Source organism: Brevundimonas sp. CEF1 (genome assembly GCF_051353055.1).
Lineage (GTDB): Bacteria > Pseudomonadota > Alphaproteobacteria > Caulobacterales > Caulobacteraceae > Brevundimonas.
Genome location: NZ_CP195593.1, coordinates 2,767,514 through 2,790,479, shown reverse-complemented (window position 1 = coordinate 2,790,479; position 22,966 = coordinate 2,767,514). Strand labels below are relative to the sequence as shown.

Annotated in this window: 28 protein-coding genes; 14 read left to right on the top strand and 14 right to left on the bottom strand. The window is 67.7% G+C overall.

What is annotated here, in order from left to right; translation table 11 throughout:
* Positions 1-99: 99 nt before the first annotated feature.
* Positions 100-1,488 carry a UDP-N-acetylmuramate--L-alanine ligase gene (locus tag ACR9FL_RS14140; protein ID WP_436356032.1) on the bottom strand — a complete coding sequence of 463 codons (1,389 nt, stop codon included), beginning with the start codon at positions 1,486-1,488 and terminating at the stop codon, positions 100-102.
* Between the two features lie 76 nt (positions 1,489-1,564).
* Here ACR9FL_RS14140 and ACR9FL_RS14135 point away from each other — a divergent pair, with 76 nt between their 5' ends.
* Positions 1,565-2,407, top strand: coding sequence for an LD-carboxypeptidase (locus tag ACR9FL_RS14135; RefSeq protein WP_436358164.1), 843 nt, complete (start codon positions 1,565-1,567; stop codon positions 2,405-2,407).
* A 130-nt stretch (positions 2,408-2,537) separates the two neighbouring features.
* On the opposite strand, the gene ACR9FL_RS14130 is transcribed toward ACR9FL_RS14135, so the two are convergent.
* Together ACR9FL_RS14130 and ACR9FL_RS14125 are read right to left on the bottom strand one after the other, a co-directional pair.
* Entirely contained in the window at positions 2,538-3,020 is a 483-nt protein-coding gene (locus tag ACR9FL_RS14130) for a TIGR02281 family clan AA aspartic protease (RefSeq protein ID WP_436356031.1), read from the bottom strand.
* A gap of 207 nt (positions 3,021-3,227) precedes the next feature.
* Entirely contained in the window at positions 3,228-3,455 is a 228-nt protein-coding gene (locus tag ACR9FL_RS14125; protein WP_436356030.1) for a DUF1289 domain-containing protein, read from the bottom strand.
* A 166-nt stretch (positions 3,456-3,621) separates the two neighbouring features.
* Here ACR9FL_RS14125 and ACR9FL_RS14120 point away from each other — a divergent pair, with 166 nt between their 5' ends.
* Positions 3,622-3,780 carry a hypothetical protein gene (locus ACR9FL_RS14120; RefSeq protein WP_292083720.1) on the top strand — a complete coding sequence of 53 codons (159 nt, stop codon included), beginning with the start codon at positions 3,622-3,624 and terminating at the stop codon, positions 3,778-3,780.
* 121 nt (positions 3,781-3,901) lie between these two features.
* The gene (locus ACR9FL_RS14115) at positions 3,902-4,699 is read left to right on the top strand and encodes a crotonase/enoyl-CoA hydratase family protein (protein ID WP_436356029.1); all 798 of its coding nucleotides are present in this window, start codon (positions 3,902-3,904) and stop codon (positions 4,697-4,699) included.
* A gap of 233 nt (positions 4,700-4,932) precedes the next feature.
* Here the strand turns inward: ACR9FL_RS14115 and ACR9FL_RS14110 are convergent, their stop codons facing one another.
* The 3 genes from ACR9FL_RS14110 to ACR9FL_RS14100 are packed head-to-tail and all read right to left on the bottom strand — an operon-like array spanning position 4,933 to position 7,899.
* Positions 4,933-5,949 carry an HlyD family secretion protein gene (locus ACR9FL_RS14110; RefSeq protein ID WP_296178184.1) on the bottom strand — a complete coding sequence of 339 codons (1,017 nt, stop codon included), beginning with the start codon at positions 5,947-5,949 and terminating at the stop codon, positions 4,933-4,935.
* A gap of 25 nt (positions 5,950-5,974) precedes the next feature.
* Positions 5,975-6,730 carry an ABC transporter ATP-binding protein gene (locus ACR9FL_RS14105; RefSeq protein WP_296178187.1) on the bottom strand — a complete coding sequence of 252 codons (756 nt, stop codon included), beginning with the start codon at positions 6,728-6,730 and terminating at the stop codon, positions 5,975-5,977.
* Positions 6,727-7,899 carry an ABC transporter permease gene (locus ACR9FL_RS14100; RefSeq protein WP_296178189.1) on the bottom strand — a complete coding sequence of 391 codons (1,173 nt, stop codon included), beginning with the start codon at positions 7,897-7,899 and terminating at the stop codon, positions 6,727-6,729. Before ACR9FL_RS14100 ends, ACR9FL_RS14105 begins: the two co-directional genes overlap by 4 nt.
* 195 nt (positions 7,900-8,094) lie before the next feature.
* Here ACR9FL_RS14100 and ACR9FL_RS14095 point away from each other — a divergent pair, with 195 nt between their 5' ends.
* On the top strand, positions 8,095-10,188 hold the full coding sequence (locus ACR9FL_RS14095) for a S46 family peptidase (RefSeq protein WP_436356028.1): 2,094 nt from the start codon (positions 8,095-8,097) through the stop codon (positions 10,186-10,188).
* A 69-nt stretch (positions 10,189-10,257) separates the two neighbouring features.
* Here ACR9FL_RS14095 and ACR9FL_RS14090 read toward each other — a convergent pair whose 3' ends face one another.
* Complete coding sequence (locus ACR9FL_RS14090; protein ID WP_436356027.1) at positions 10,258-10,569, bottom strand: YdeI/OmpD-associated family protein; 312 nt, start codon at positions 10,567-10,569, stop codon at positions 10,258-10,260.
* Between the two features lie 188 nt (positions 10,570-10,757).
* Between ACR9FL_RS14090 and ACR9FL_RS14085 the strand changes: the two genes are divergently transcribed.
* Together ACR9FL_RS14085 and ACR9FL_RS14080 are read left to right on the top strand one after the other, a co-directional pair.
* Complete coding sequence (locus ACR9FL_RS14085) at positions 10,758-12,875, top strand: S46 family peptidase (protein ID WP_436356026.1); 2,118 nt, start codon at positions 10,758-10,760, stop codon at positions 12,873-12,875.
* A complete protein-coding gene (locus ACR9FL_RS14080; RefSeq protein ID WP_436356025.1) occupies positions 12,872-13,399 on the top strand; it encodes a GNAT family N-acetyltransferase in 528 nt (175 codons plus the stop codon). The genes ACR9FL_RS14085 and ACR9FL_RS14080 overlap by 4 nt, the downstream gene beginning before the upstream one ends.
* 39 nt (positions 13,400-13,438) lie before the next feature.
* On the opposite strand, the gene pgsA is transcribed toward ACR9FL_RS14080, so the two are convergent.
* From pgsA to ACR9FL_RS14055, 5 genes are all read right to left on the bottom strand, one after another.
* Complete coding sequence (pgsA, locus tag ACR9FL_RS14075; RefSeq protein WP_296177833.1) at positions 13,439-14,071, bottom strand: CDP-diacylglycerol--glycerol-3-phosphate 3-phosphatidyltransferase; 633 nt, start codon at positions 14,069-14,071, stop codon at positions 13,439-13,441.
* A 94-nt stretch (positions 14,072-14,165) separates the two neighbouring features.
* Complete coding sequence (locus ACR9FL_RS14070; protein WP_296177831.1) at positions 14,166-14,780, bottom strand: carbonic anhydrase; 615 nt, start codon at positions 14,778-14,780, stop codon at positions 14,166-14,168.
* Positions 14,781-14,824: 44 nt separating this feature from the next.
* A complete protein-coding gene (gene uvrC, locus ACR9FL_RS14065; protein WP_436356024.1) occupies positions 14,825-16,714 on the bottom strand; it encodes an excinuclease ABC subunit UvrC in 1,890 nt (629 codons plus the stop codon).
* 16 nt (positions 16,715-16,730) lie between these two features.
* Positions 16,731-17,177: a DMT family transporter gene (locus ACR9FL_RS14060; protein WP_296177827.1), complete on the bottom strand. Its 447-nt coding sequence runs from the start codon at positions 17,175-17,177 to the stop codon at positions 16,731-16,733.
* 9 nt (positions 17,178-17,186) lie between these two features.
* A complete protein-coding gene (locus ACR9FL_RS14055; RefSeq protein WP_436356023.1) occupies positions 17,187-17,660 on the bottom strand; it encodes an NUDIX domain-containing protein in 474 nt (157 codons plus the stop codon).
* Positions 17,661-17,755: 95 nt separating this feature from the next.
* On the opposite strand from ACR9FL_RS14055, the gene ACR9FL_RS14050 reads away from it, so the two are divergent.
* From ACR9FL_RS14050 to ACR9FL_RS14015, 8 genes are all read left to right on the top strand, one after another.
* Positions 17,756-18,463, top strand: a complete 708-nt coding sequence (locus ACR9FL_RS14050) for a DUF6624 domain-containing protein (RefSeq protein WP_436356022.1) — start codon at positions 17,756-17,758, stop codon at positions 18,461-18,463.
* Between the two features lie 133 nt (positions 18,464-18,596).
* Positions 18,597-18,998, top strand: coding sequence for a dihydroneopterin aldolase (locus ACR9FL_RS14045; protein WP_436356021.1), 402 nt, complete (start codon positions 18,597-18,599; stop codon positions 18,996-18,998).
* Entirely contained in the window at positions 18,999-19,778 is a 780-nt protein-coding gene (locus ACR9FL_RS14040; RefSeq protein ID WP_436356020.1) for an SDR family oxidoreductase, read from the top strand. It abuts the gene before it with no gap.
* 94 nt (positions 19,779-19,872) lie between these two features.
* On the top strand, positions 19,873-20,409 hold the full coding sequence (locus ACR9FL_RS14035) for a 6-pyruvoyl trahydropterin synthase family protein (protein ID WP_296177836.1): 537 nt from the start codon (positions 19,873-19,875) through the stop codon (positions 20,407-20,409).
* A complete protein-coding gene (folB, locus tag ACR9FL_RS14030) occupies positions 20,406-20,795 on the top strand; it encodes a dihydroneopterin aldolase (protein WP_436356019.1) in 390 nt (129 codons plus the stop codon). Before ACR9FL_RS14035 ends, folB begins: the two co-directional genes overlap by 4 nt.
* A gap of 58 nt (positions 20,796-20,853) precedes the next feature.
* Entirely contained in the window at positions 20,854-21,237 is a 384-nt protein-coding gene (locus ACR9FL_RS14025; RefSeq protein ID WP_436356018.1) for a serine/threonine protein kinase, read from the top strand.
* A gap of 9 nt (positions 21,238-21,246) precedes the next feature.
* Entirely contained in the window at positions 21,247-21,621 is a 375-nt protein-coding gene (locus ACR9FL_RS14020; RefSeq protein ID WP_296177817.1) for a hypothetical protein, read from the top strand.
* A 14-nt stretch (positions 21,622-21,635) separates the two neighbouring features.
* Positions 21,636-21,923 carry a GNAT family N-acetyltransferase gene (locus ACR9FL_RS14015; RefSeq protein WP_436356017.1) on the top strand — a complete coding sequence of 96 codons (288 nt, stop codon included), beginning with the start codon at positions 21,636-21,638 and terminating at the stop codon, positions 21,921-21,923.
* Between the two features lie 171 nt (positions 21,924-22,094).
* On the opposite strand, the gene ACR9FL_RS14010 is transcribed toward ACR9FL_RS14015, so the two are convergent.
* Both ACR9FL_RS14010 and ACR9FL_RS14005 read right to left on the bottom strand, forming a co-directional pair.
* The gene (locus ACR9FL_RS14010; RefSeq protein WP_105562705.1) at positions 22,095-22,424 is read right to left on the bottom strand and encodes a hypothetical protein; all 330 of its coding nucleotides are present in this window, start codon (positions 22,422-22,424) and stop codon (positions 22,095-22,097) included.
* A 98-nt stretch (positions 22,425-22,522) separates the two neighbouring features.
* Positions 22,523-22,729, bottom strand: coding sequence for a hypothetical protein (locus tag ACR9FL_RS14005; protein WP_436356016.1), 207 nt, complete (start codon positions 22,727-22,729; stop codon positions 22,523-22,525).
* Positions 22,730-22,966: the final 237 nt, after the last annotated feature.

The window sequence follows — 22,966 nt, the reverse complement described above, 5'->3', positions numbered from 1 at the left end:
TTTTGCGAGAGCGCAGTTAGGCTGGGGGCGCTTAACAGCCGATTTGCCGAAAGTGAATGTTTTACAAGAACAATTTGACGTTTGTTCAGAGTGCGGAGCTTAAAGCCGGGCCAGCAGTTCCGCCGCGAAGCTCGACAAGCTGTCGTCGCGCGCCCCCATGACCACCACCCGGTCGCCGGGCTTGGCGATCTCGACGATCCGGTCGCCGCAGTCGGCGCGGGTGGCCAGGGCCTCGGCCTGACGCCCCTCGGCGCGCACGCCGGCGGCGATGTCTTCCGACCCCACGCTGCGGTCGGTGGTGCCGCCGTAATAGACCGGCTCGGGCATCAGCAGGACGTCATGCTCGCGCATCAGTCCGGCGAAGCCCTCGATGAACTCCCGCTTCATCAGCTTCAGCGGTCCGAAGCCGTGCGGCTGGAACAGGATCAGCAGCCGCCCGTCGAAGGCGTGCAGGGTCTTCAGCGTGGCGGCGATCTTGTCGGGGTTGTGGGCGAAGTCGTCGATGACGGTGACGTTGTTGCGCGTCCCCACCACCTCCAGCCGCCGCCGGATGCCAGCGAAGGTCTCCAACGCCGCGACCGCATCATCGACCGACACGCCCAGCGCCTTGACCGCCCCGAGGGCCGCCAGGGCGTTGGCGACATTGTGCGCGCCCGGCACGTTCAGCACGACCGCGCGCGCGGCCTCGCCTCGCACCCGCAGCTCAAAGCTCATGCCGGTGGGGAGGGGCTTGAGGTCGTGCGCCGACAGGTCGGCCTCTTCCTCGCCCAGAGCAAAGGTGATCGGCTTGCCGGGCGCCAGTTCCTGCGCCAGCGCCGCCGTCTCGGGATTGTCGAGGTTCAGCACCGCCGTCGTCGCCCGCCCGACGAAGCCGCCGAACAGGTCGCGCAGCTCCTCCATCGACTTGTGGTCCAGCGAGATGTTCGACACCACGGCGACCGTGGCGTCATAGCGGGCGATGGAGCCGTCGCTCTCGTCCACCTCGGCCACGAACAGGTCCGGTCCGCCGACTAGGGCGCTGGCGAAGGGATGGTCGGCGTCGGCGAAATTCTTCATCACCGCGCCGTTGACCACGGTCGGCTTGCGGCCCGCCTGATCCAGGATCCAGGCGACCATGCCGGTGATGGTCGACTTGCCGCTGGTGCCCGCCACCCCGATCGAGGTCGGCGCCGCGTTGAACAGTTCGCTCAGCAACTGGGGCCGGGTCTTGATGACGGCGCCGATGCGCTTGGCCGCGCCGATGTCGGGCACCGTGTCCTCGACCGCGCCCGTGGCGACGACGATCTGGTCAGGGCTGGTCACGCCCGATCCGTCCTGCGGATGCAGGGCGACGCCGTGGGCGCGCAGCCAGTCGAACTTGTCCGGCGTCCGCCCCTGATCCAGCGCCCGGTCCGAACCCGCGATGCGAGCGCCCATCGCCTGAACGATCATGGCCAGGGGCAGCATGCCGGACCCGCCGACGCCGCAGAAGAAATAGTCTTTGTTCATCGGCTTGATTTTGACGCGCGAAACCGGGGAATGTCCGAGCGCCTGACTAGCACGGGCGACGCCGGAGGCCAGCCCCATCACCCGTTCTGCACCCTTCAAGATCGGCGTCGTCAACGCCAGCTCGCGTCTGGACCCCGAGCGCGGCGCAGCCATCCAGGCCTGGATGGATCAGGCCTATCCGGGCGGCGAGGTCCAGCTGGTCTTTCATCCGATGGCGTTCGAGACGCATGGCCACTTCGGCGGCGACGACGCCGTCCGCGCGGCCGCCTTCGTCGAATTCGCCAATGATCCGCGCCTCAGCGCCATCTGGTTCGCACGCGGCGGCTATGGTTCGTGCCGCATCGCCGAGGCCGTCTTGCCGCAACTGACGGAGGTCGCGAGGAAGAAGCGCTACCTCGGCTATTCCGACGCCGGCAGCCTGTTGGCCCTGCTCTACAAGGCGGGCTTTCCCCATGTCGCCCACGGGCCCATGGCCTCGGACGGGGCGCGGCATGACGCAACGGGGCGCCGGGCGGTGGACTGGCTGGTCAGCGGTGATCGCGCCTCGCTGGAGCCTTCCCTGCTGGACGACCCGCGCCCGGCCGTCGCCTTCAATCTGACGATCTTGAACGAACTGGTCGGCACGGCGCTGGAGCCGGACCTGAGCGGCCACGTTATCATGCTGGAAGAGGTGTCCGAGGCGCTTTATCGCGTCGACCGGATGATGTTCCACCTGACGGGCCAGGCCTCGATCCGCCGCGCGGCGGGCATCCGTCTGGGCCGCGTCTCGGACGTGACGCCCAATGACCCCGACTTCGGCCTGACGGCGGATGAGATCGTCCGCTACTGGTGCGAGCGCTCGGGCATTCCCTATCTGGGGACCGCCGACATCGGCCATGACCCGGACAATAAGGTGGCGCCGTTCGGCGCGAACCGGTGAAACCCGTCATCCCGGTCCAGCCTCTCGCAGAGAGGCGCAGAGCCGGGACCGCTCAAGGCGTCGCCGTCAGCATTTTTGGCGGTCCCGGATAGCGACTTCGCCGCTTCCGTGATGACAAAGGGGCAAGGCTTCAGCCCTTGAAGGTCAGGCCTTCGGGCCGCGCCTCGAAGCCGGACAGCCGGCCCAGATAGCTCATGCCCAGCAGGGAGGCGGGCATGTCGGCGTCCACCACCAGGGCCTCGACCGAGGTCAGACGCACCCCCGCCACCGCCAGCGACGGCAGGACGACGGGCGCCGCCTTCACCGGACCGGAGGCGGTGTTCAGGGTGCGGGTGAAGTCCCCGGCGACGACGCTGACGCCGGCCTTTTGCGCATCGGCGCGGCTCAGGGTCACGACGCTGGCGCCGGTATCGACCAGCATCCGCATCGGCTTGCCGTCGACCACGGCCTCGGCCCAGTAGTGGCCGTCGGCGGAACGCACGACCGAGGGGGCGGCGATGGCGGCCTGGGCCTCGCCCGCGCCGTCCATCCAGCGCAGGGCGCCGGCGCAGGCCAGGGACGTGGCCAGGGCAGCGGCGAAAACGACAGCAGAGCGCGGTTCAAAGCGGATCATGACCCTAATCTGCCGCAAGGGTCTTGGCGTCGGGTGAAGCGATACGGCGAACGAAAGGTTGACGGACGAACCGCGTTACGCGCCGTCTTTGCTCGTCATCCCGGCCGATGCTGCAGGCGTAGAACCGGGACCGCACAAGGCTCTGCGGTCGGCGCTTCTTGCGGTCCCGGATAGCGGCTTCGCCGCTTCCGGGATGACAGGGAGAGGCTATTCGCCCAGCAACTTCGGATCGATCTTGCCGCGCCGTCCGCTCAGTTCATCCATGACCTTCGCTCGTTCCTCGTCGCTCATCCGGCTCCAGGTCGCGATCTCGGGCAGGGTGCGAAAACAGCCCAGGCAAAGCCCCGACGCCCCGTCCACGGTACAGACCATGACGCAGGGCGTGGCGATGGAGCGCGGCGGTCGGGCGGGAGAAGGGACGGGCGGCTGGCTCATGATTTTATGACGACGACACTACAAGAAGTCCGAGTTCGGACCAAAATCTTGACTTTTTAACCAAGCGGAGCTATCTAGGCTGCTGACGCGAAACGACTATGACGGTGAGATTCCCGAAAAGCACGACGCGTCTTCTTTCATCGTTCAGCGAAAGGAGACGCCAAAAATGAACGACAAGGAGCGCAACCTCCAGCACGCCATGATGTCCTTCGCCCTCTGGGGCGGGATGCTGGTCAACACGAAGCAGATGAACAACGCGAACAACCGCGTGGTCAGTCATCCTTCCAACTTCGTGCCCATAACGATCAAACGGCCGCGCGCGTAGTCGCGAGACCGAACGATCCAACCGCAAGCCCCGGTCAGAACGACCGGGGTTTTTCAATTCCGCCCTTGCCTTGGCGCGCCGCCCCGCTGAAACCGGCTGCACCAATCACAGGAGCATCGTCATGGGTCTGATCGTCGAGGAGCGCCGTGGCGCGGTCATGGTCTGGACCCTGACCCGGCCCGACCGGCTGAACGCCCTGCCGGACCTGGAGGACGGCGAGGCCTTCGCCGCCGCCTGCGAGGCGGTCAACGCCGACCCGTCGATCCGCTGCGTGGTCATGACCGGTGCGGGCCGTGCCTTTTCGGCCGGCGGCGACCTCAAGGCCATGAAGGCGCGCGCCGACCTGTTCGAGGGCTCGGGCGCGGTCATCCGCGAACGCTATCGCCGGGTCGTCCACCGCATCGTGCGTTCGCTCTACGGGCTGGAGGTTCCGCTGATCGCCGCCGTCAACGGCCCGGCCATGGGGCTGGGCTGCGACATCGCCGGCCTGGGCGACATCCGCATCGCCTCGGACCGCGCCAGCTTCGGCGTGCCCTTCATGAAGCTGGGCATCATTCCCGGCGACGGCGGGTCCTGGCTGCTGCCGAGAAACGTGGGCTATGTCCGCGCGGCCGAGATGCTGTTCACCGCCCGATCCATCGACGCCGAGACGGCGACGGAATGGGGCCTGGTCAACCGCGTGGTCCCGCACGAGACCCTGATGGACGAGGCCATGACCACGGCCGCTCAGATCGCCGCCCAGCCGCCCCAGGCCCTGCGCATGGCCAAGAGCCTGCTGCGTCAGGGCCGCGACATGAATTTCGATCAGATGCTGGAACTGTCCGCCGCCATGCAGGCCCTGGCCCACCTGACCGAGGACCACATCGAGGGCGTGACGGCGGTGCTGGAGAAGCGGCCTGGGGATTTCACCGGCCGCTGATCCAATGATCATAAAGCCCTCCCCCTCGAGGGGGGAGGGTTGGGTGGGGGTGTATGCAGGCCCTGTCTCATGGTCCTCAGGAGACGCCGCGCCTCATGCGCTCCATCGGCAAGCTCGCGCCCTCACCCCCATCCCCGACCCTTCCCCCCTCGAGGGGGAAGGGAGGCTGTCGGTAGACAACAAAAAAGGGGCCCCTCGCGAGGCCTCTTTTCCATGTTCAGGTTAGCCGACCCCTAGCGGCGGGCCGGCGTCTGCATCGCGCGGGCGGCGGGGACGCCGGCGACATTGGTGTCGCGCTTGGCGCCGGCCGTCTGGCCCGGTTTCATGAACTTGACCAGAACGCGCTGGCCGATCAGCAGCGGGGCGTCGTTGACAGCCACGACCACTTCGACGACGCGCTCGTCGGTGCGCTGCGAGGGATCGTCCGAGGCCAGCTTGCGGGCGCCGAAGACGGCGGCGCGGCGCAGGACCTTGCCGACATAGACCTTCGACGGGTCGCCTTCGGGGGTGATCTCGACGGCTTGATCGGCGGTGATGTTCGGAATGTCGGCCTCGACGATTTCAGCGCGGGCGATGCGCGGGGCGTCGGGCTCCAGGTCGAACATGTTGGACACGTTCAGGGTCGAGGCGCCGGCGCCGGGGTTGGCGTAGCGGCGGACGATGCGGCCGTCGGCCGGCGAGCGGATGACGGTCAGTTCGACGTCATAGGCGGCCTGATCGCGGCGGGCGCGGGCGGTCTGGACGCCCGATTGGGCTGAGCCGAGGCGGGCCTGGGCCTGCGCGATGGCGTCGCGGGCCTGGTCCAGGCGCTGAGCGGCGACGAAATTGGTCGAGACCAGCTTCTGCAGGCGGTCATACTCGCGCTGGGCCGTGGCGATGTCCACGTTGATCAGACGCAGCTGGCTTTCGGCCTCCGCCAGGTTGGCGGCGGCGGTCTGCAGGGCCAGGCGGGGCTCGTCGTCTTCCTGACGGGCCAGGATCTGGCCGGTGGTGACGCGGTCGCCTTCCTGCACCAGAACTTCGCGCACCACGCCGCCGCGGCGGGCCGCGATCTGGATGATGCCGCCCTCGATGTCGACCTTGCCGTTGGCGATGGCCGCATAGGGGCTCTCGACCTTCTTCTCGGCGGCGGCGGCGGCCTCAGCCTTCTTGGCGGCCTGTGCGTTCTGGAACACGCTGAAGCCGATGATCAGTGCGATCACGGCCACGAGGCCGATCCAGAGCCATTTGTTTTTCAGGAAAGCGGGCATGTGAGGCGTCCTTGAGGATCGGTGTCTAGTGCGAGGCCAGAACGGCGTCGGGATTGGGGATGCGGCGCTGATCGTCGATGATCACGCCGTCTTCGATGTGGATGACCCGGTCGGCCCAGGCTTCCAGACGGGGGTCGTGGGTCACGCAGATGACCGCCGCGCCGTGTTCAGTGGCGGCCCGGCGCAGAAGTTTAATCACCACCTGGCCGTTCTCGCCGTCCAGGGCCGAGGTCGGTTCGTCGGCGAACAGGATCTGCGGGTCCTTGGCCAGGGCGCGGGCGATGGCGACGCGTTGCTTCTCGCCGCCGGACAGGGCCGCCGGGCGCTGATGCAGGCGATGGGCCAGGCCCACTTCTTCCAAGGCCAGGGTGGCGCGCTTCTTGGCCTGATCCGGGGTCAGACCCTGGAATTTCAGCACCGTCGTCACCTGCTGCAGGGCGCTGAGCGAAGGGAAGAGGTTGAAGCCCTGGAAGATGAAGCCGCAGTGATCCAGGCGGAACTTGTCGATCCGGCCCGACGACAGCTTCCACATGTCGTCAACGTCCAGCGCATCGACCCGGCCTTCTTCGGGGCGCAGCAGGCCGGACAGGGCGGCGATCAGGGTCGACTTGCCTGAACCGGACGGCCCCATGACCATGGTCAGGTCGCCGTGGCGAGCGTCGAAGTTTACGCCCTTCAAGACCTCGACATAGTTCTTGCCGGACTTGAACCGCTTGACCAGACCCTTGGCCTCGATGGCGAATTCGCCATGCTTGCCTTGAACTTTCGTATGCATGTTCATCGCAGCAGGTCCGCAGGTTGGCTCTTCTTCAGGATGCCCATGGACAGCAGACCCGACACCATGGCGATGAGGATCAGACCGCCGCCGACCACGATCAGCAGGGGCAGGGGCAGGGCGATGATCACCGCCTTGGACATGGCGAACAGGGACAGCAGCCAGGTCAGGCCGATGGCGGCGGCGACGCCGACCACCCCGACCCAGAAGCTCAGCTCCATGACGATGCGGCGCAAGGAGCCCATGCCGACGCCGAGCGCGCGCAGCGAGGCGAACTCCTTGATGTTGGCCATGATGGCGCCGCGCAGGGTCTGCCAGGTGATGGCCACGCCGATGATGATGCCCAGCACCACGCAGCCGCCGATGATGATGACCAGGATGCCTTCCTCGAACATGGCGCCGGCGTTGGCGTCGGCCAGTTCCTGACGGGTCCAGGCCTTCCACTGGCCGTTGCCCATCTTGTTCAGTTCGGCGACGACGGCGGGGGCCTGGGCGGGGTCCTTGATCTTGATCATCAGCGGGCCGACGCGCGGGCCGGTGTCGGCCTGGCCCAGCATGCGCAGGGTGTCGCGCGACATGACCACGCCGGGCTGCATCATGTTGGGATAGCCGCGCGTCACGCCGACGACGGTGACGGTCTGGCCGTTGTACAGGGCCTTGTCGCCCAGCTTGACGCCCAGGGTGGTCAGGGCCGTCTCGTCGACCGCGACGGTGTAGGGCTGACGCAGGGCGTCGACCAGTTCCTGGGAATAGTCGGTGGGGATGGTCACCGAGCCGGGCGTGGTGTCGATGATGCTGGACTGGACGAATTTCTGACGCGGGGCGCCCTGGCGCGCATTGTCGGCCTGGCTGCGGGTCGGATCGACCTCCTTGACCGACTGGAAGGTGCCGCCCGCGCCGTCCAGAGGCTGCACCTCGACCACGGCGGGGTGGTTGTAGGCCAGGGGGATGAAGCGGCGCGGCACGCCCGACGGTCCGTTGATCAGGCTCTTGGCGCCCGGCTGCAGGATCATGATGTCCGCGTTCGAGCGCTCGATCTGGGCGGTGAAGCCCTTGCCGATGCCGATGAAGACCCCGGTCATCGCCAGCACGAGCAGGCCCGAAAGGGCCAGCGCCATGACGGCGGCCATATAACGTCGCCACTCAAAGAGCAGCGTGGATAGCGCGAGTGACATGACGCGTCTCAAACCCCTGACTTGCAGTGTTATCTGACGGCGCGCCGGGCTGGGGCCAAGTTAAATCGGGGTAAGGCTGCGGCTTCCCCCCGACGTCTTGCGGCACTAAGGGGGCTTGAGGCCCGTCCATCGACGGCGCTAGTTACACAATAACAGACGCGAGGCGCCGTGCCTTGCGCTCGGGAGAGAGCCTGAATGTCGCTTCGTCGCACCTTTTCCTTCACCGCCTCGCTGGCGGCCCTGGGCGTCGCCGCCGCCGTCACCGGCGCGACCGCCACTCCGGCCCGCGCCGACGAGGGCATGTGGACGTTCGACAACTTCCCGATCCAGACGGTGAACGACAAGTACGGCACCCGCATCGACCAGTCGTGGCTGGACCGCGTGCGCAACGCCGCCGTGCGCCTGCAGGGCTGCTCGGCCTCCTTCGTCTCGGGCGAAGGCCTGATCCTGACCAACCACCACTGCGTCATCTCCTGCGTTCAGGACCTGTCCACGGCCCAGAACGACTACGTCAAGAACGGCTGGATGCCGGCCACGCGTGAGGAAGAGAAGACCTGCCCCGGTCAGACCGCCGAGGTCCTGACCGACATCACCGACGTCACCGAGCGCGTGCTCGGCGCCGGCGCGGGCCTGGAAGGCGCGGCCTTCGTCGCCGCCCGTTCGGCCGAGATCGACAAAATTCAGAAGGAAGCCTGCGGCGACGACCGCAAGCTGACCTGCCAGGTCATCAGCTTCTATCGCGGCGGCAAGTACGCCCTCTACAAGTTCCGCAAGTATGAGGACGTCCGTCTGGCCTTTGCGCCGGAGTTCCAGGCGGCCTTCTTCGGCGGCGACCCCGACAACTTCAACTTCCCCCGCTACGCCCTCGATGCCGCCTTCCTGCGCGCCTACGAGGACGGTAAGCCGGTCGCCACGCCGAACCACCTGAAGTGGAACGCCAACGCCCCGGCCGAGGGCGATGTGACCTTCGTCGCCGGCAACCCCGGCTCGACCTCGCGCCTGCTGACCATGAGCCAGTTGGAGCGTCTGCGCGATCAGCAGATCCCGATCACCCTGATCCAGGGCTCGGAGCTGCGCGGTCGTCTGGTTGAATATTCGACGACCGGGGAAGAGGAAAAGCGCGTCGCTCTGGACCCGATCTTCGGCCTGGAGAACAGCTTCAAGGTCTATTACGGCCAGCAGGGGGCCCTGACCGACCCGGCCTTCATGGGCAAGAAGCGCGCGGAAGAGGCCGAACTGCGTCAACGCGTCGCCGCCGACCCGGCCCTGGCCGAGCGCATCGGCGATCCGTGGGCCGATCTGGAAAAGACCCAGACCACGGCGCGCGACCTCTACCTGCCGTATCGCCAGCTGGAAGGTAACGCCGGCGGCGGCTCGACCCTCTATTCCTACGCCCGCGCCATCGTCCGCGCCTCCAAGGAACGCGCCAAGCCGGTGGCTGAACGCCGCGCCGGCTATGCCGACAGCGACATCGCCGCCCTGGGCCGTCGTCTGGCTTCGGAAGCCCCGATCGCCAAGGGCGTTGAGGAAATCCAGCTGTCCTTCTGGCTGTCTAAGACCCGCGAATACCTGACTGTCGACAACGCCAATGTGAAGGCGATGCTGGGTCGCGAAAACCCCGAGGGCATCGCCGCCCGTCTGGTCGAGAGCAAGCTGATCGACCCGGCCTTCCGCGCCGAAGCCCTGGCCATGACGCCGGAACAGCTGGCCGCCTCGGGCGACCCGATGATCGCCTTCGTCCTGGCCAACGACGACGCGGCGCAAGCCGTCCGCACCCAGTGGGACGCGGGCGTCAACGCCCCGACCGCCCGCGCCGCCGAAAAGGTCGCCCAGGCCCGCTTCGCCGTCTATGGCGACAACCTCTATCCCGACGCCACCTTCTCGCTGCGCCTGTCCTACGGCCAGGTGAAGGGCTGGACCTATCGCGGCGTCACCGTGCCGGCCTTCACCCAGATCGGCGGCCTGTATGAACGCGCCACCGGCGCCGAGCCGTTCAACGCGGCCGCCCGCTTCGTCGACGCCGAAAGCCGTGTGAACAAGAACGTCGTCTATGACTTCGTCTCGACCAACGACATCATCGGCGGCAACTCCGGTTCGCCGGTGATCAACGCGCGTGGTGAGGTGATCGGCGCCGCCTTCGACGGCAACATCCACTCGCTGGGCGGCTCGTTCGGTTATGACGGCGAACTGAACCGCACGGTGACGGTCTCGACCGCCGCCGTCACCGAGGCCCTGCGCAATGTTTACAACCAGCCGCGCCTGCTGCGCGAACTGGGCGTGACGCGCTAAGCGCCTCGGATTGAGGTTCGATGGATCAGGGGCGCCTTCGGGCGCCCCTTTTTCTTTGCGCGCTCGCGTCTAAAGCGGCTTCTCGCGTTTTTCGATGAGCACCGCCTGTTGCCAGCGGCTCGGGGCCTTGTCGGTTCGGTGGATGCAGCCGGCCCAGCAGCAGGGCCGCCGTTTGCCTTCGCGCAGTTCCTCGATCGCGCGTTCGATCCGCTTTTGACGCGTGGCGGCCTGTTTGGCGTCTTCGACCCAGCAGATGAACTCATTGCGGCCCAGCGGCGTCAGGCTTCGCCATAGCTCAAGGGTTTCGGCGTCGGACGACAGCCGCGCCCGCATATCGTCCGGCGCAAGATGCGCCACGCCCTGAGGGAAGTCGTCCGACATCGCGTCAATCCCGTCCCGTTTCGTCATTCGCCGAATCTAGTCCCGCCAAGGCAGGCTGTGAATGCTCTCGCCAGGGGTTGCGGTTTTCATCCAGGTTCTGTTCAGACTGACCGAAACAAGGGCCTGATTTTCCAAAGGCCTGCAAACGGGCTCCGGCGGTGGTCGGGGCAGCGACGCTGAGGAACCCCATGCGCACCAGTCACGCCCCGCTATTCTTCGCCTCGGCCGCCGTCCTGGCCTTCGCCGCCGCCTCTTCCGCCAAGGCGGAGGAGGGCATGTGGACCTATGACAACTTCCCCATCGCCCGCGCCAACCAGACCTTGGGGACCTCGATCGACCAGAACTGGCTGGACCGCGTCCGCCTGTCCTCGGTCAAGTTCGGCGGCTGCTCGGCGGGCGTCATCTCGGGCGAAGGCCTGGTGATGACCAACAACCACTGCGTCGCCACCTGCGTCGCCAACCTGTCCACGCCGCAACTGCAATACGCCGAGACCGGCTTCACGCCGAAGAGCCGCGAGGAGGAGCTGAAATGCCCCGGCGGCTCGGCTGAAATCCTGACCGACATCAGCGACGTCACCGCGCGGGTGCAGAAGGCGGGCGAGGGCCTGGACGGCCAGGCCTTCACCCAGGCGCGCGAGGCCGAGGCCGGCCGCATCGAAACCGAAAACTGCGGTTCTGATCCCAAGATCCGCTGCCAGGTCGTCAGCCTGTATCGCGGCGGCCAGTTCAAGCTCTACAAGTTCCGCAAATACTCCGACGTGCGTCTGGCCTGGGCGCCGGAAGACCGCGCCGCGACCTTCGGCGGCGATCTGGACAACTTCTCCTTCCCGCGCTTCGCCATCGATGCCGCCTTCATTCGCCTGTACGAAGACGGCAAGCCCGCCGCGACGCCGACCCACTTCACCTGGAACCCGAACAGGCCGACCGAGGGCGAGCCCGTCTTCATCACCGGCAACCCCGGCTCGACCCAGCGCCTGCTGACCCAGTCGCAGCTGATGACCATCCGCGACGTGGTCCTGCCGATGGACCAACTGATCGCCTCGGAGTTGCGCGGCCGTCTGATCCGTTATTCCGAGGAGGGCGAGGAGCAGGCCTTCATCGCCATGGACCCCATTGTCGGCGTCGAGAACACCTACAAGCGCGGTCGTGGCCGCATGGCCGCCCTGATCGACCCCGCCTTCATGGACCAGCTGGCCGGTCAGGAGACAGTCTTCCGCCGTCGCGTGGCCGAGAACGAGGCGCTGTCGGGTCAGGTCGGCGACCCCTGGGCCGCCCTGGCCGAGGTTCAACCCCTGGCGCGCGAGCTCTACGCCCCGATGGCCCTGCTGGAAGGCGGCACGGGCATGGGCACGACCTCGGTTGCGGGCGGCTCGCCTCTGTTCCAGTGGGCCCGCGCCATCGTGCGCGGCGCTCAGGAACGCGCCAAGCCGTCAGACCAGCGTCTGGGCGAGTTCGCCGACAGCCGCCTGCCCGGCGTGCAATCCGGCCTGTTCGCCGAGCGTCCGACCTATCCGGCCCTGGAGCAGATCCGTCTGGAATGGTGGCTGTCCAAGACCCGCGAATGGCTGACCGTCGACAGCCCCCAGGTCCGCACCCTGCTGGGCAAGGAAAGCCCCGAGGCCCTGTCGGCCCGTCTGATCGAGGGCACGAAGCTGGCTGACCCGGCTGTGCGCCGCGCCCTGTGGGAAGGCGGCCTGCCCGCCGTCCAGGCCTCAACCGATCCGCTGATTCAGTATGTCCTGGCTATCGACGCCGACGCCCGCGCCGTGCGCAAGGAGTGGGATGACAAGGTCAAGGCCCCGACCGACCGCGCCTCCGAGCAATTGGCCGCCGCCCGCTTCGTCGCCTTTGGCGACGCCGTCTATCCCGACGCCACCGGCACCCTGCGTCTGACCTATGGCCGGGTCGAAGGCACGGACGTTCCGGGCCAGCGCATCGGCGCATTCACCACCTTCGCCGGCCTATGGGATCGCGCGACGGGGGCCGAGCCCTTCAACGTCGCACCCAAGCTGCTGGCCGCCAAGGACCGCATCGATCCCAATGCGGTGATGAACATGGCCGTCTCGTCCGACACCATCGGCGGCTCGTCGGGCTCGCCCGCCGTCAACGCCAGGGGCGAGATCATCGGCGCCAACTTCGACTCCACCGTCCTGACCCAGCGCAACGCCTACGGCTATGACCGCAACGTCAATCGCAGCGTCATCGTCACCACCCAGGCCGTGACCACGGCCCTGCGCGACGTCTACGGCATGGATCACCTGGTCGCTGAGCTGGGCGTTCCGGCGCCCCGCAAGGCTCGCCGTTGATCGCCCCGACCTTCCGGCCCGCCACGTCCTCGGACGTGGCGGCGCTGCATCGCCTGGTTGAAAGCGCCTATCGCGGCGACAGCGCCAAGGCCGGCTGGACCCACGAGGCCGACCTGCTGGGCGGCCAGCGCACCGACGAGGCCGAGCTTTTGGGCATTATCGCCGACACCGGCCGGGTCATCCTGCTGTCCGAGGTCGACGGCGCCCTGACCGGTTGCGTCCAGGTGGCGGATCAGGGCCAAGGCCTGGCCTATCTCGGGCTGCTGACCGTCGATCCGACCCGGCAGGCGGGCGGTCTGGGCCGCCTGCTGATCGAGGCCGCCGAGGCCGAGGCCCGCAGCCGCTTTGCCGCCACGCGCATGGAGATGACCGTCATCCGCCAGCGGTCCGAACTGATCGCCTGGTACGAACGCCGCGGCTACGCCCAAACCGGCGAAACCCGGCCCTTCCCGCTGGACGAAACCACCTTCGGCCTGTCCGATCGCGACCTGACCTTCGTGGTCATGGAAAAGGCGCTGGGATAACCCAGCGCCTTCTGCATTTCAGCTTGGCCGCGACGAAGATCAGAGATCCCGCATCTGCTTCTGGGCGGCGCTGAAATACTGCCAGCCGGTCCACAGGGTGACGATGGCGGCCAGCCAGATCAGGGCGTCCGAGAACAGCTGGAAGGCGGGCAGGTAGTCGAAGGGCAGGCCCCAGCCGTCCCAGTTGCGGGCGAACAGCTGGCAGCCCAGGGCCACCATCTGCAGGGTGGTCTTCCACTTGGCGGCCAGGGTGACGGGCAGGTTGATGCGCCCGGCCATGGTCTCGCGCAGGGCCGAGACCGCGAACTCGCGGAACAGGATCAGGCCGCAGGGAATGATGATCTGCTGCACCGAACCGGAGGTCAGCACGCCCAGGATGGCGCCGGTGACCAGGATCTTGTCGGCGATGGGGTCCAGGATGGCGCCCCAGCGCGTCTCGGCGTGCCAGCGGCGGGCCAGGTAGCCGTCGACCCAGTCGGTCGAGGCGGCGATGACGAAGATCCAGAAGCCCGTTCGATACAGGGCGAACTGGTCGTCCGGGCTCAGCATGGCCGAGAAGAAGGGAACGCCGCTGGTGGCGCCGGCCAGCAGCAGGAACATGACCACCCCGGCCGCCAGACGGATGCTGGTCAGGATGTTGGGGATCGGGTTGGCTTTGTGGGCAGAGGTCATCATCACGTCCATTGCAACGCCTGGCGGTGTGGCATGGTTCGCCACGCGATGCGAGAGCTCACGAGGGCGACGACCTGTCGCCCTCGGACGGGGCTCAGTCCAGGCGCTCGAACCGCTTGGCGCCGGTCAGCTTGGTCAGGAGGCCGGCGGCGATGCCGAAATGCAGGCCGCTGAGACGCAGCTCGCCCGCCGCCTCCTTTTCGGCGATCCAGGGGAAGGTGCGCAGGTTGTCCAGGGACAGGCGCACCACGGCCTCTTCGGCCACGGTTTCCTGCTCGTCGGCGGGCACGCCCTCGATGGCGGCGCTGACGGCGGGCACGCCCTGGGCGACCCAGGGGGCGACGAAGTCCTGGCAGTTGGACGGGGCGCCGTTGCGCATGGCGTTGACCCCGCCGCACGAGGCGTGGCCCATGACGACCACGTGCTGGACCTTCAGCACATTGACGCCGAACTCCAGCGCCGCCGAGACGCCGTGCAGCTTGCCGTCGGGCTCATAGGGCGGGACCAGGTTGGCGACGTTGCGCACCACGAACAGTTCGCCCGGCGCCGTGTCGAAGATCAGGGCCGGGTCGGCGCGGCTGTCGGAACAGGCCACGACCAGGGTGTGCGGCTTCTGACCGTTCGTGGCCAGGGCCTCGTATTCGGCGCGTTCGGACGGCCACCGGTTCTGGCGGAAGCGGTGATAGCCCTTGATCAGTTCATTGGTCATAAGCGCCTTCCTAGACCCGCAGCGGTTTCCGGCTCAAGTCCCGATCAGTTCTTGTGGAAGAAGCCGTGGATGCGCTCGGCCAGCGACTGGTTGACGCCGGGGACCTTGATCAGGTCGGCGACCGAGGCGCGCGACACCCCCTTGGCCGAGCCGAAGGCGTGCAGCAGGGCCTTCTTGCGCGAGGGGCCGACGCCCTCGATCTCGTCCAGCGGGTTCTTGGTGATGTCCATCGAGCGGCGCTTGGCGTGGGCGCCGTTGGCGAAGCGGTGGGCCTCGTCGCGCAGCCGCTGGATGTAATAGAGGGCCGGCGACTTCAGCGGCAGCATGAAGGGCGGCTTGCCGGGCATGAAGAAATGCTCCTTGCCCGCGTCCCGGTCCGGACCCTTGGCCACGCCGACGGCGGTGATGTCGTCGACGCCCAGATCGGCCAGGACCGCCAGCACCTCGGCCAGTTGGCCCGCCCCACCGTCGATCAGCAGCAGGTCGGGGCGCTCGACGATCTCGCCGGCCTCCTCGTCCTTGACCATCTTGCCGAAGCGGCGGCGCATGACCTCGCGCATCATGCCGTAGTCGTCGCCGGGGGTCAGGTCGTCGCCGCGGATGTTGAACTTGCGGTACTGGTTCTTGCGGAAGCCCTCGGGCCCCGCGACGATCATGCCGCCGACCGCATTGGTCCCCTGGATGTGGGCGTTGTCATAGACCTCGATCCGCTCGGGCCGGGCGTCCAGACCGAAGGCCTCGCAGACCTCGTCCAGAATCCTGGACGTAGCCGAGTTCTCGGCCAGCTTGCGGCCCAGGGCCTCGCGGGCGTTGGTCAGGGCGTAGTCCACGACGGCCAGCTTCTCGCCGCGCTGGGGGCGGGCGATCTCGACCTTGTGCCCCGACTTCAGGGTGAAGGCCTCCTGCAGCAGCTCCAGCTCGTGCGGTCGAACGTTGGACAGGATCAGGCGCGGGATCGGCTTGTCCTCGTAGAACTGGGCCAGGAAGGCGCCGAGGATTTCGGGATCGGTGTCCGACTTGTCGATGCGCGGGAAATAGGCCCGCCCGCCCCAGTTCTGGCCCGCGCGATAGAAGAAGACCTGGACGCAGGCCTGTCCGCCCTCGGAATGCAGGGCGAAGACGTCGGCCTCGGCGTCGCCCACGCCCTCGGCGTTGAGGCCCGATTCCATGGCGATGGCCGACAGGGCGCGGATGCGGTCGCGGACACGGGCGGCGTGCTCGAACTCCATCTCGTCCGAGGCCGTCTGCATCTCGGCGGACAGGCGGGCGATGACGGCGCGCGACTTGCCGCGCAGGAAGGCCTCGGCCTCCTTCACCAGATCGCCGTAGTCCTCTAGCGAAATCAGGCCCGTGCAGGGGGCCGAGCAGCGCTTGATCTGATGCAGCATGCAGGGCCGGGTGCGGGTCTCATAGACGCTGTCCGAACAGGTGCGCAGCAGGAAGGCCTTCTGCAGGGTGTTCAGCGTCCGGTTCACAGCCCAGGTCGAGGCGAAGGGGCCGAAATAGGCGCCCGGCGTGGTGTGGGCGCCGCGATGCTTGCGCACCTGGGGGGCGCGGTGGTCGCGCCGGATCATGATCTCGGCGAAGGACTTGTCGTCCTTCAAAAGGACGTTGAAGCGCGGCTTCAGCCGCTTGATGTAGCCGGCTTCGAGGATCAGGGCCTCGGTCTCGGTGGTGGTGACCACCAGCTCCATCGACCGGGTGAGCGACACCATCAGGCCAATGCGCTGGGTGTGGAAACGGCCTTGCGCGTACTGGACGATGCGCTTCTTCAGCGACTTGGCCTTGCCGACATAGAGGCAGTCGCCGTCCTCGCCATACATGCGATAGACGCCGGGCTTGTCCGGCGCGCGGCGCGCCTCGTCGGCGATCAGGGCTGTCGCCTGAAGCGGCAGGGCCTCGGTCGCGGCGGTGTCTATCGTCTCGTCGGTCATCGGGGCGGATATAGGCTCAGGACCGGCGAACCAGAACCACGCCGCCGATCACCAGGGCCACGCCGGCGATGCGACCCAGGCTCAGCGGCTGCTTCTCGACGCCTAGGGCGCCGAAGTGGTCGAGCGCCAGACTGAGCAAGAGCTGGCCCGCGATCATGACGGTGATGGTGGTCGCCACCCCGAGACGCGGCACGCCCCAGGCGGCGGAGACCACGAAGGCGCAGCCGTAGAGCCCGCCCATCCACGCCCACCAGGGCAGGGCCTTCATCGCGCCGACGTCCGGCCTCGTCTGCAGGACCAGGGCCAGCAGGCCCAGGGCCACCGTGCCGACGGCGAAGGAGATGAAGGCGGCGTTCAGCGGCGAGCCGACCGCCGTGACCAGTCTGGCGTTGGTCGGCCCCTGCAAGGCCGTGGCGGCGCCCGCCAGCAGCAAGGTCAGAAGGACGAGGATGGGAGCCTGCATGGGCGGACTCTACCAGTTCGGATCGGCGGGCGCGCCGCCGAAGATTTCGGCCAGACGGTCGCGGGTGGCGCGGGTCGTATCCTCGGGCAGGGCGTCGGGGCCGAACCAGCCGATCTCGGCGATCTCGCCGTGGCTCGTGCGCTCGGTCAGGTCGAAGGCGTCGATGGCGAAGACCAGGACGTGGTCGCCGGGAAAGAAGCGCTCATTGGAATGGACCGAGATCAGACGCGGCTCGCCCCTGGCGATCAGCCCGGCCTCCTCGCGCAACTCGCGGACCACGGCGGCCTGGGTGGTCTCGCCCCGGTCCACTCCGCCGCCGGGCAGCCACCAGCCATGCAGATAGGTGTGCTTTACCAGCAGCACCCGGCCCTCGGCATCCGTCGCCACGCCGCGCACGCCCAGCGTCATGCCCCGGTTCATCAGCGACCAGGCGAAGAAGAGGGGCCGGGTGAAGGGCTCGATTCGGGTGCGCCAGGTGGTCATGCGGCCAAGCATGGCATGGCGGCAGGGACGGCGCGACCATGGCTTGCGTGGCGACGGCTTGGGCGGGATAGATGGGGTTCATCCGGGAGGCGCTGATGTGGCTCGCAGCCATCATGCTTGGACTTCAGGTTCAGGGACTTTCCCCCGAGGCGCAGGCGATCATCGCGCCGGTGGCGACGGCGATCGAGGATGTCCGGGCGCAGCACGCCGCCCTCGGGCCTGCGCCCGACGAGCAGACGCGTCTGAAGCGGATGGGGGAACTGGACCAGGCGGGGCGTCGGGTCATCATGCAGCTGGATTTCTCACGTCTGTCGGACGCGGAACGCATGGCGGCGGTTCGGGCGGCGAGCGCGCCGATCGAAGCTGTGGATCAGGAGAACCAGCAGGCGCTTATCGCCATGACGCCGCCAGAAGGCTGGTTCCTGAAAAGCCGATATGGCGCCGAGGCCGCAGCGGCAGCCTTTCACATTGTCCAGCACTCCGATGAGGCTCTGTGGCGGCGCTTTCTGCCGGTGTTGCAGCCCCTGGTCGCAACGGATGAGATCGACGGTCAGAGCTACGCCATGATGTTTGATCGTCTGGCGACATCCGAGGGGCGTCCGCAACGCTATGGCACCCAGTTCCGGTGCGACAACGGCAAATGGCGGCCCTATCCGATCGAGAATGTCGAGGCGCTGGAGGCGCACCGGCAGGAAATGGCCTTCCCCGTGCCCTTCGCCGCCTATCGCGCGCATTTTGAAAGCCAGCCGCATTGTCCGCAGACTCTGTCGCCTCCGCCGCCCGGCATGGACATAGGCGACTGACCCCGGCTTGAACCGGGGCGCGCTTGCCCCTATTCGGGGAAGCGAAACAGGAGACTTCACATGCTGGCCATCGGCATCATCTTCACCTTCATCGCCGTCATCGCCGCTGTGAACTTCTACGAGTTCGGCCGGGTTGACTGAATCGGCCGCCGGCGCGGGCGGGTTCGACTGGCGTAACGCCGGGGACCATGTCCGCGTCCTGTTGTCGGATGTGGCGGTCGATGTGCGCATCGGCCTGCACCCGTGGGAGCGGCACCCCGAGCGCCCCACGCGGCTGATCGTCAATGTCGAGATGTTCGCCAGTTGGCCTTTGGCGCAGGGCGGCTTCATCGATTACGACCGGGTGCGCGATCATATTTCCGGCTGGCGCGGTCGTGACCATGTCGAGCTGCTGGAAACCCTGGTCGAAGAACTGATCGGCGTCTGCTTCGCCCTGCCGCCGGTCGAGGCCTGCCGGGTGCGGATCACCAAGCCGGACATCTTCCCTGAGGCCGCCGGCGCGGGCGTGGAAATCTTCCGCCGCAGGCCGGGCTGAATGGGCGACCTTCCGAACAAGACGGCGCTGATCACTGGGGCTGCGCGGCGCGTCGGCGCCGGGATCGCGCGGGCCCTGGCCGAGGCGGGGTGGAACGTGGCGGTCCATCATCGCGGCGGGGCGGACGAGGCGTTGGCCCTGGTCGCCGAACTGACCGGCCTGGGCGTGCGGGCGGCGGCCTTTGCGGCTGACCTGAACGAAGCGGGCGAGCGCGACGGCCTGATCGACCGGGTGGTCGGCCATTTCGGGCGGATCGACGCCTTGGTGAACAACGCCTCCCTGTTTCGCTATGATACCCTGTCGACCCTGACCGAGGCGTCCTGGGGCGAGCATCTGGCGTCGAATCTGACCGCGCCGGTCTTCCTGATCCGCGACTTCGCCAAGGCGGTCGAGGCGGCGGACGGGCAGGGCGTGGTGGTCAATATCCTGGATCACAAGGTGGACAGTCCGAACCCGGACTTCTTCGCCTATACGGCGGGCAAGGTCGGTCTGGCGGGGCTGACGCGGACCCTGGCCATGGGCTTGGCCCCTCGCATTCGGCTGTGCGGCGTCTCGCCGGGCCTGATCCTGCGCAGCGGCGAGCAGACCGAGGCCGAGTACGAAGCCGCGTGGCGCGATACGCCGCTGGGGCGCGGCGCCTCGCTGGGGGACGTGGCCCGGACCGTGCGTTTCATCCTCGAGACCCCCAGCCTGACCGGGCAGAACCTGACCATTGACGGGGGCGAGAGCCTGATCGGCCGGGGGCGGGACGTGGCCTTTGACGGAATTCCTGTTCCCTGAACCCGCCTTTACTTCGCCGTCGTCAGGGTGTTGATGCGCGAGCCCTTCGCGGCGCCTATATGGGGCGACTGCGTTTTCGGAACCCTTGCCCCTGATGCCTGCCGTCCAGTTCACCCGCCGCTTCTCGATGGCGCACCGGCTGATCGCCGATGCGGGGTCCAAGTGCGCCGTGCCGCACGGGCACAACGAGTTCGTCAAGGTGACGCTGGAACCGACGGCTGAGATCGCCTTCGGCCAGTCGAACCACGCCGCCTCGTTCGAGAACCTGAAGCGGCGCTGGCACGGTTTTGTCGACCGTAGCCTGGACCACGCCTTCCAGCTGAACCGCGCCGACCCGCTGCTGGCCTGGTTCCAGAGCCATGAGCCGCAGCGGCTGAACCAGGTCCTGACCATCGACGGCGATCCGACGACCGAGGCCCTGGTCATCGCCCTGTGGCGCAAGCTGGAAGCCATTCTGGCCGCCGAGGGCGTGCCGTTTCGGCTGGCCGAACTGGCCATCGAGGAGACGCCGACCAATACCGTTCTGACGCGCGGCCTGAGCGAGGCCGAACGGGCCTGGAAGCTGGGCGACTGGTGTGATCGGGCCGATTTCAGCATCAACGATATCCTGCCGCCGGAGACCTGGTCGTGAGCGCTGTCGTCACCCCCTTGCCCTCCGTCGAGCCGCGCCGTCTGGGCCTGACCGTCCTGGTGCGCGGTCTGGAGGTTCAGGCCGCCATCGGGGTTCACGCCCATGAGCATGGCCGGTTGCAGCCCCTGTTCGTGGACGTGGAACTGGACCTCGGCGCCGCCCCGATCCGCACCCTGTCCGATACCCTGGACTATGAGGGCGTGGCCCGGATCGCCCGCGAACTGGCGGGCGGCGAGCATGTGGCCCTGGTCGAGACCTTCGCCGAGCGGGTGGCCCTGGCCTGTCTGGACGATCATCGCGTCCTGGCGGTCAAGGTCCGGGTGGAGAAGCCCGGCGCCATCCCCGGCGCGGCGGCGGCGGGCTGCGAAGTCGCCTATTCGCGCTGAGGCCGGTTGCGCGGGGCCGTTCGTCCCGCCATTGTCCCGCCTCGTTCAAGAGGTTCCGATGGTCCAGTCCGGCGATTACAGCAGCAACAGCCCGACGGCCTCGACCGATCAGGCCGGCGACCTGACCAGCCTCTATGTCGGCTATGCCCTGATCCTGTTCGCGGTGCCGACCTTCGGCGTGGCGGCGGCGATCGGCCTGCTGCGGATGTGGCGCAAGGCGCCGCCCGCTGATCCGCTGGCGCGCAGCCATTTCATCTTCCAGCAGCGGACCCTGTTCGCCGCCGTGGCCGCCATCGTCGGCGGGGTGGTGCTGATCCTGATCAACGTCGGCGTCTTCGTCCTGTTCGTCATGGCGGTGTGGACCATCGTGCGCGGGGCTCTGGGTCTGAAGGACCTGCTGGAGGGCCGCGCCATCCGTCATCCCCTTCGTCTGTTCTACTAGAGGCCGATCATGACCGATCAGATTTCCGAGGCGCGCGGCAATGGGCGCGACGGGGCCGTTCTGGCCTGGATTCTCTATATTCTGTCGATCCCCAGCGCCAATATCCTGGTTCTGGTCGGACTGATCGTGGCCTATGCCTGCCGGGGCTCGGCGACGGGGCTGGCGGCCCAGCATATCGAAGCCCAGATCAAGCTGTTCTGGTCGGTCTTCTGGGTCAGCATCGTGCTGTGGGGCCTGATCGCGGTCAGCGCCGTGGCCTCCATGCTGCTGATCGGCATTCCCTTCCTGATGTTGTTCGGCCTTCTTTTGCTGCTGGTGTCGATCTGGTTCACGGTGAAGAGCGTTCTGGGTCTGCTGGCCCTGCTGAACGATCGGCCGGCCTGATTTCAGGAGCCGTCATGACCGCCTTCCGCGACCAGCCCGCCGACCGCCGCTTCCAGCAGGAGTTCGCCGACGCGGACGGAAACGAGCAGCCCGTCTGGGCCGAGTATGCGGTGCGCGGCCATGCGCGGGTCATCCTGCACGTCGAGGCCCACCCGGCCCTGCGCGGCGCGGGGGCGGCGGGCAGGTTCATGCAGGCCATGGCTGAGCACGCGCGGGCCGAGAAGCTGACGCTGATCCCGCACTGCAGCTATGCCGTGGCGTGGTTGCGCCGCCACCCGGAGTTCTCCGACATTCTTGGCTAGGCCGAGGTCGTCGGCCCTTCGGAACCTCTCGACCCGACGCGGCCTGACGGCGGCGTCCTGGGCGGTCCCGGCTCTGCGCTGACGCTTAGGCCGGGATGACGGTGAAGAAGAGGGCGCTTATGCGCTCAAGCAGCGAGGCTCCGCGAGCCGAGCGTTAGCGCCCTTCAACCATCATGGATGGCTTTTGGCGATGATGGCCTTCATGGTTTCGGCCTTGGCGGGCAGGTCCTGGACCAGGCGGTGGGCCAGTTCGCGGGCGCCGACGGGATAGGCGTCGCCGCCGTCGGCGATTTCACGCGCCATGTCGGCGGCCTTGAGCAAGACTTCCTCCAGCGCCTCGACCTGTTCGAGCGCCAGGGCGCGCGCCTCGGCCTGGAGGCGTTTGACGCGCTCGGCGGTGGTCTCGGGCGCACGCATCAGGTCATAGACCTCGGCCTCAGGCGAAGAGACGACGCGCAGATTGGCGCGGGCCTCGGTGTCGGGGTTGCTCGATTTGGTCATCGCGTATCTCCGTAACGCACCATGCCGCATTTTCGCCGCAAGGTCGCAACCGATTTGCGGCCAAGCTTGCGGCAGGCGGCCCATGTTGCACCGACGCATCATGAATCGGGGATGAAGGGCGGCCCCTTGCCGCAGGCGCCCGCCGCTTCGTCCTTGCGCCGGAAGGCGGCGACCAGGTGGTCGACGCGGGCGAAGAACTCTTTTTGCAGCCGCCGCAGCTCGGCGGGGTGGACGTCGCTCACGTCGTCAGGGTCAAGGTTGGGGTCGGCGACGCGGTCGCGGCGCGAGGGACGGGGACGGGCCATGGGGTCTTGCTCCGGTTCAGGCCAACGGGTTTCGCCGCCGCGCTGTTCAGCGGGCGGTGGAGGGCTGGGCGGAGCGCCGGGCCGACGCCCGGAGTGGATGTGTATTACCGTTTCGACGTAGACGCAGCGCTCCGCGCGGACGGGCTTCCACGAGCTCGGGGCAGGCGCCGGTCTTATCGGCTACCCCCGGCGCCCGCGGCAGGCAGGGACCTGCTTGCGACAGGCCTCCTGGAACGG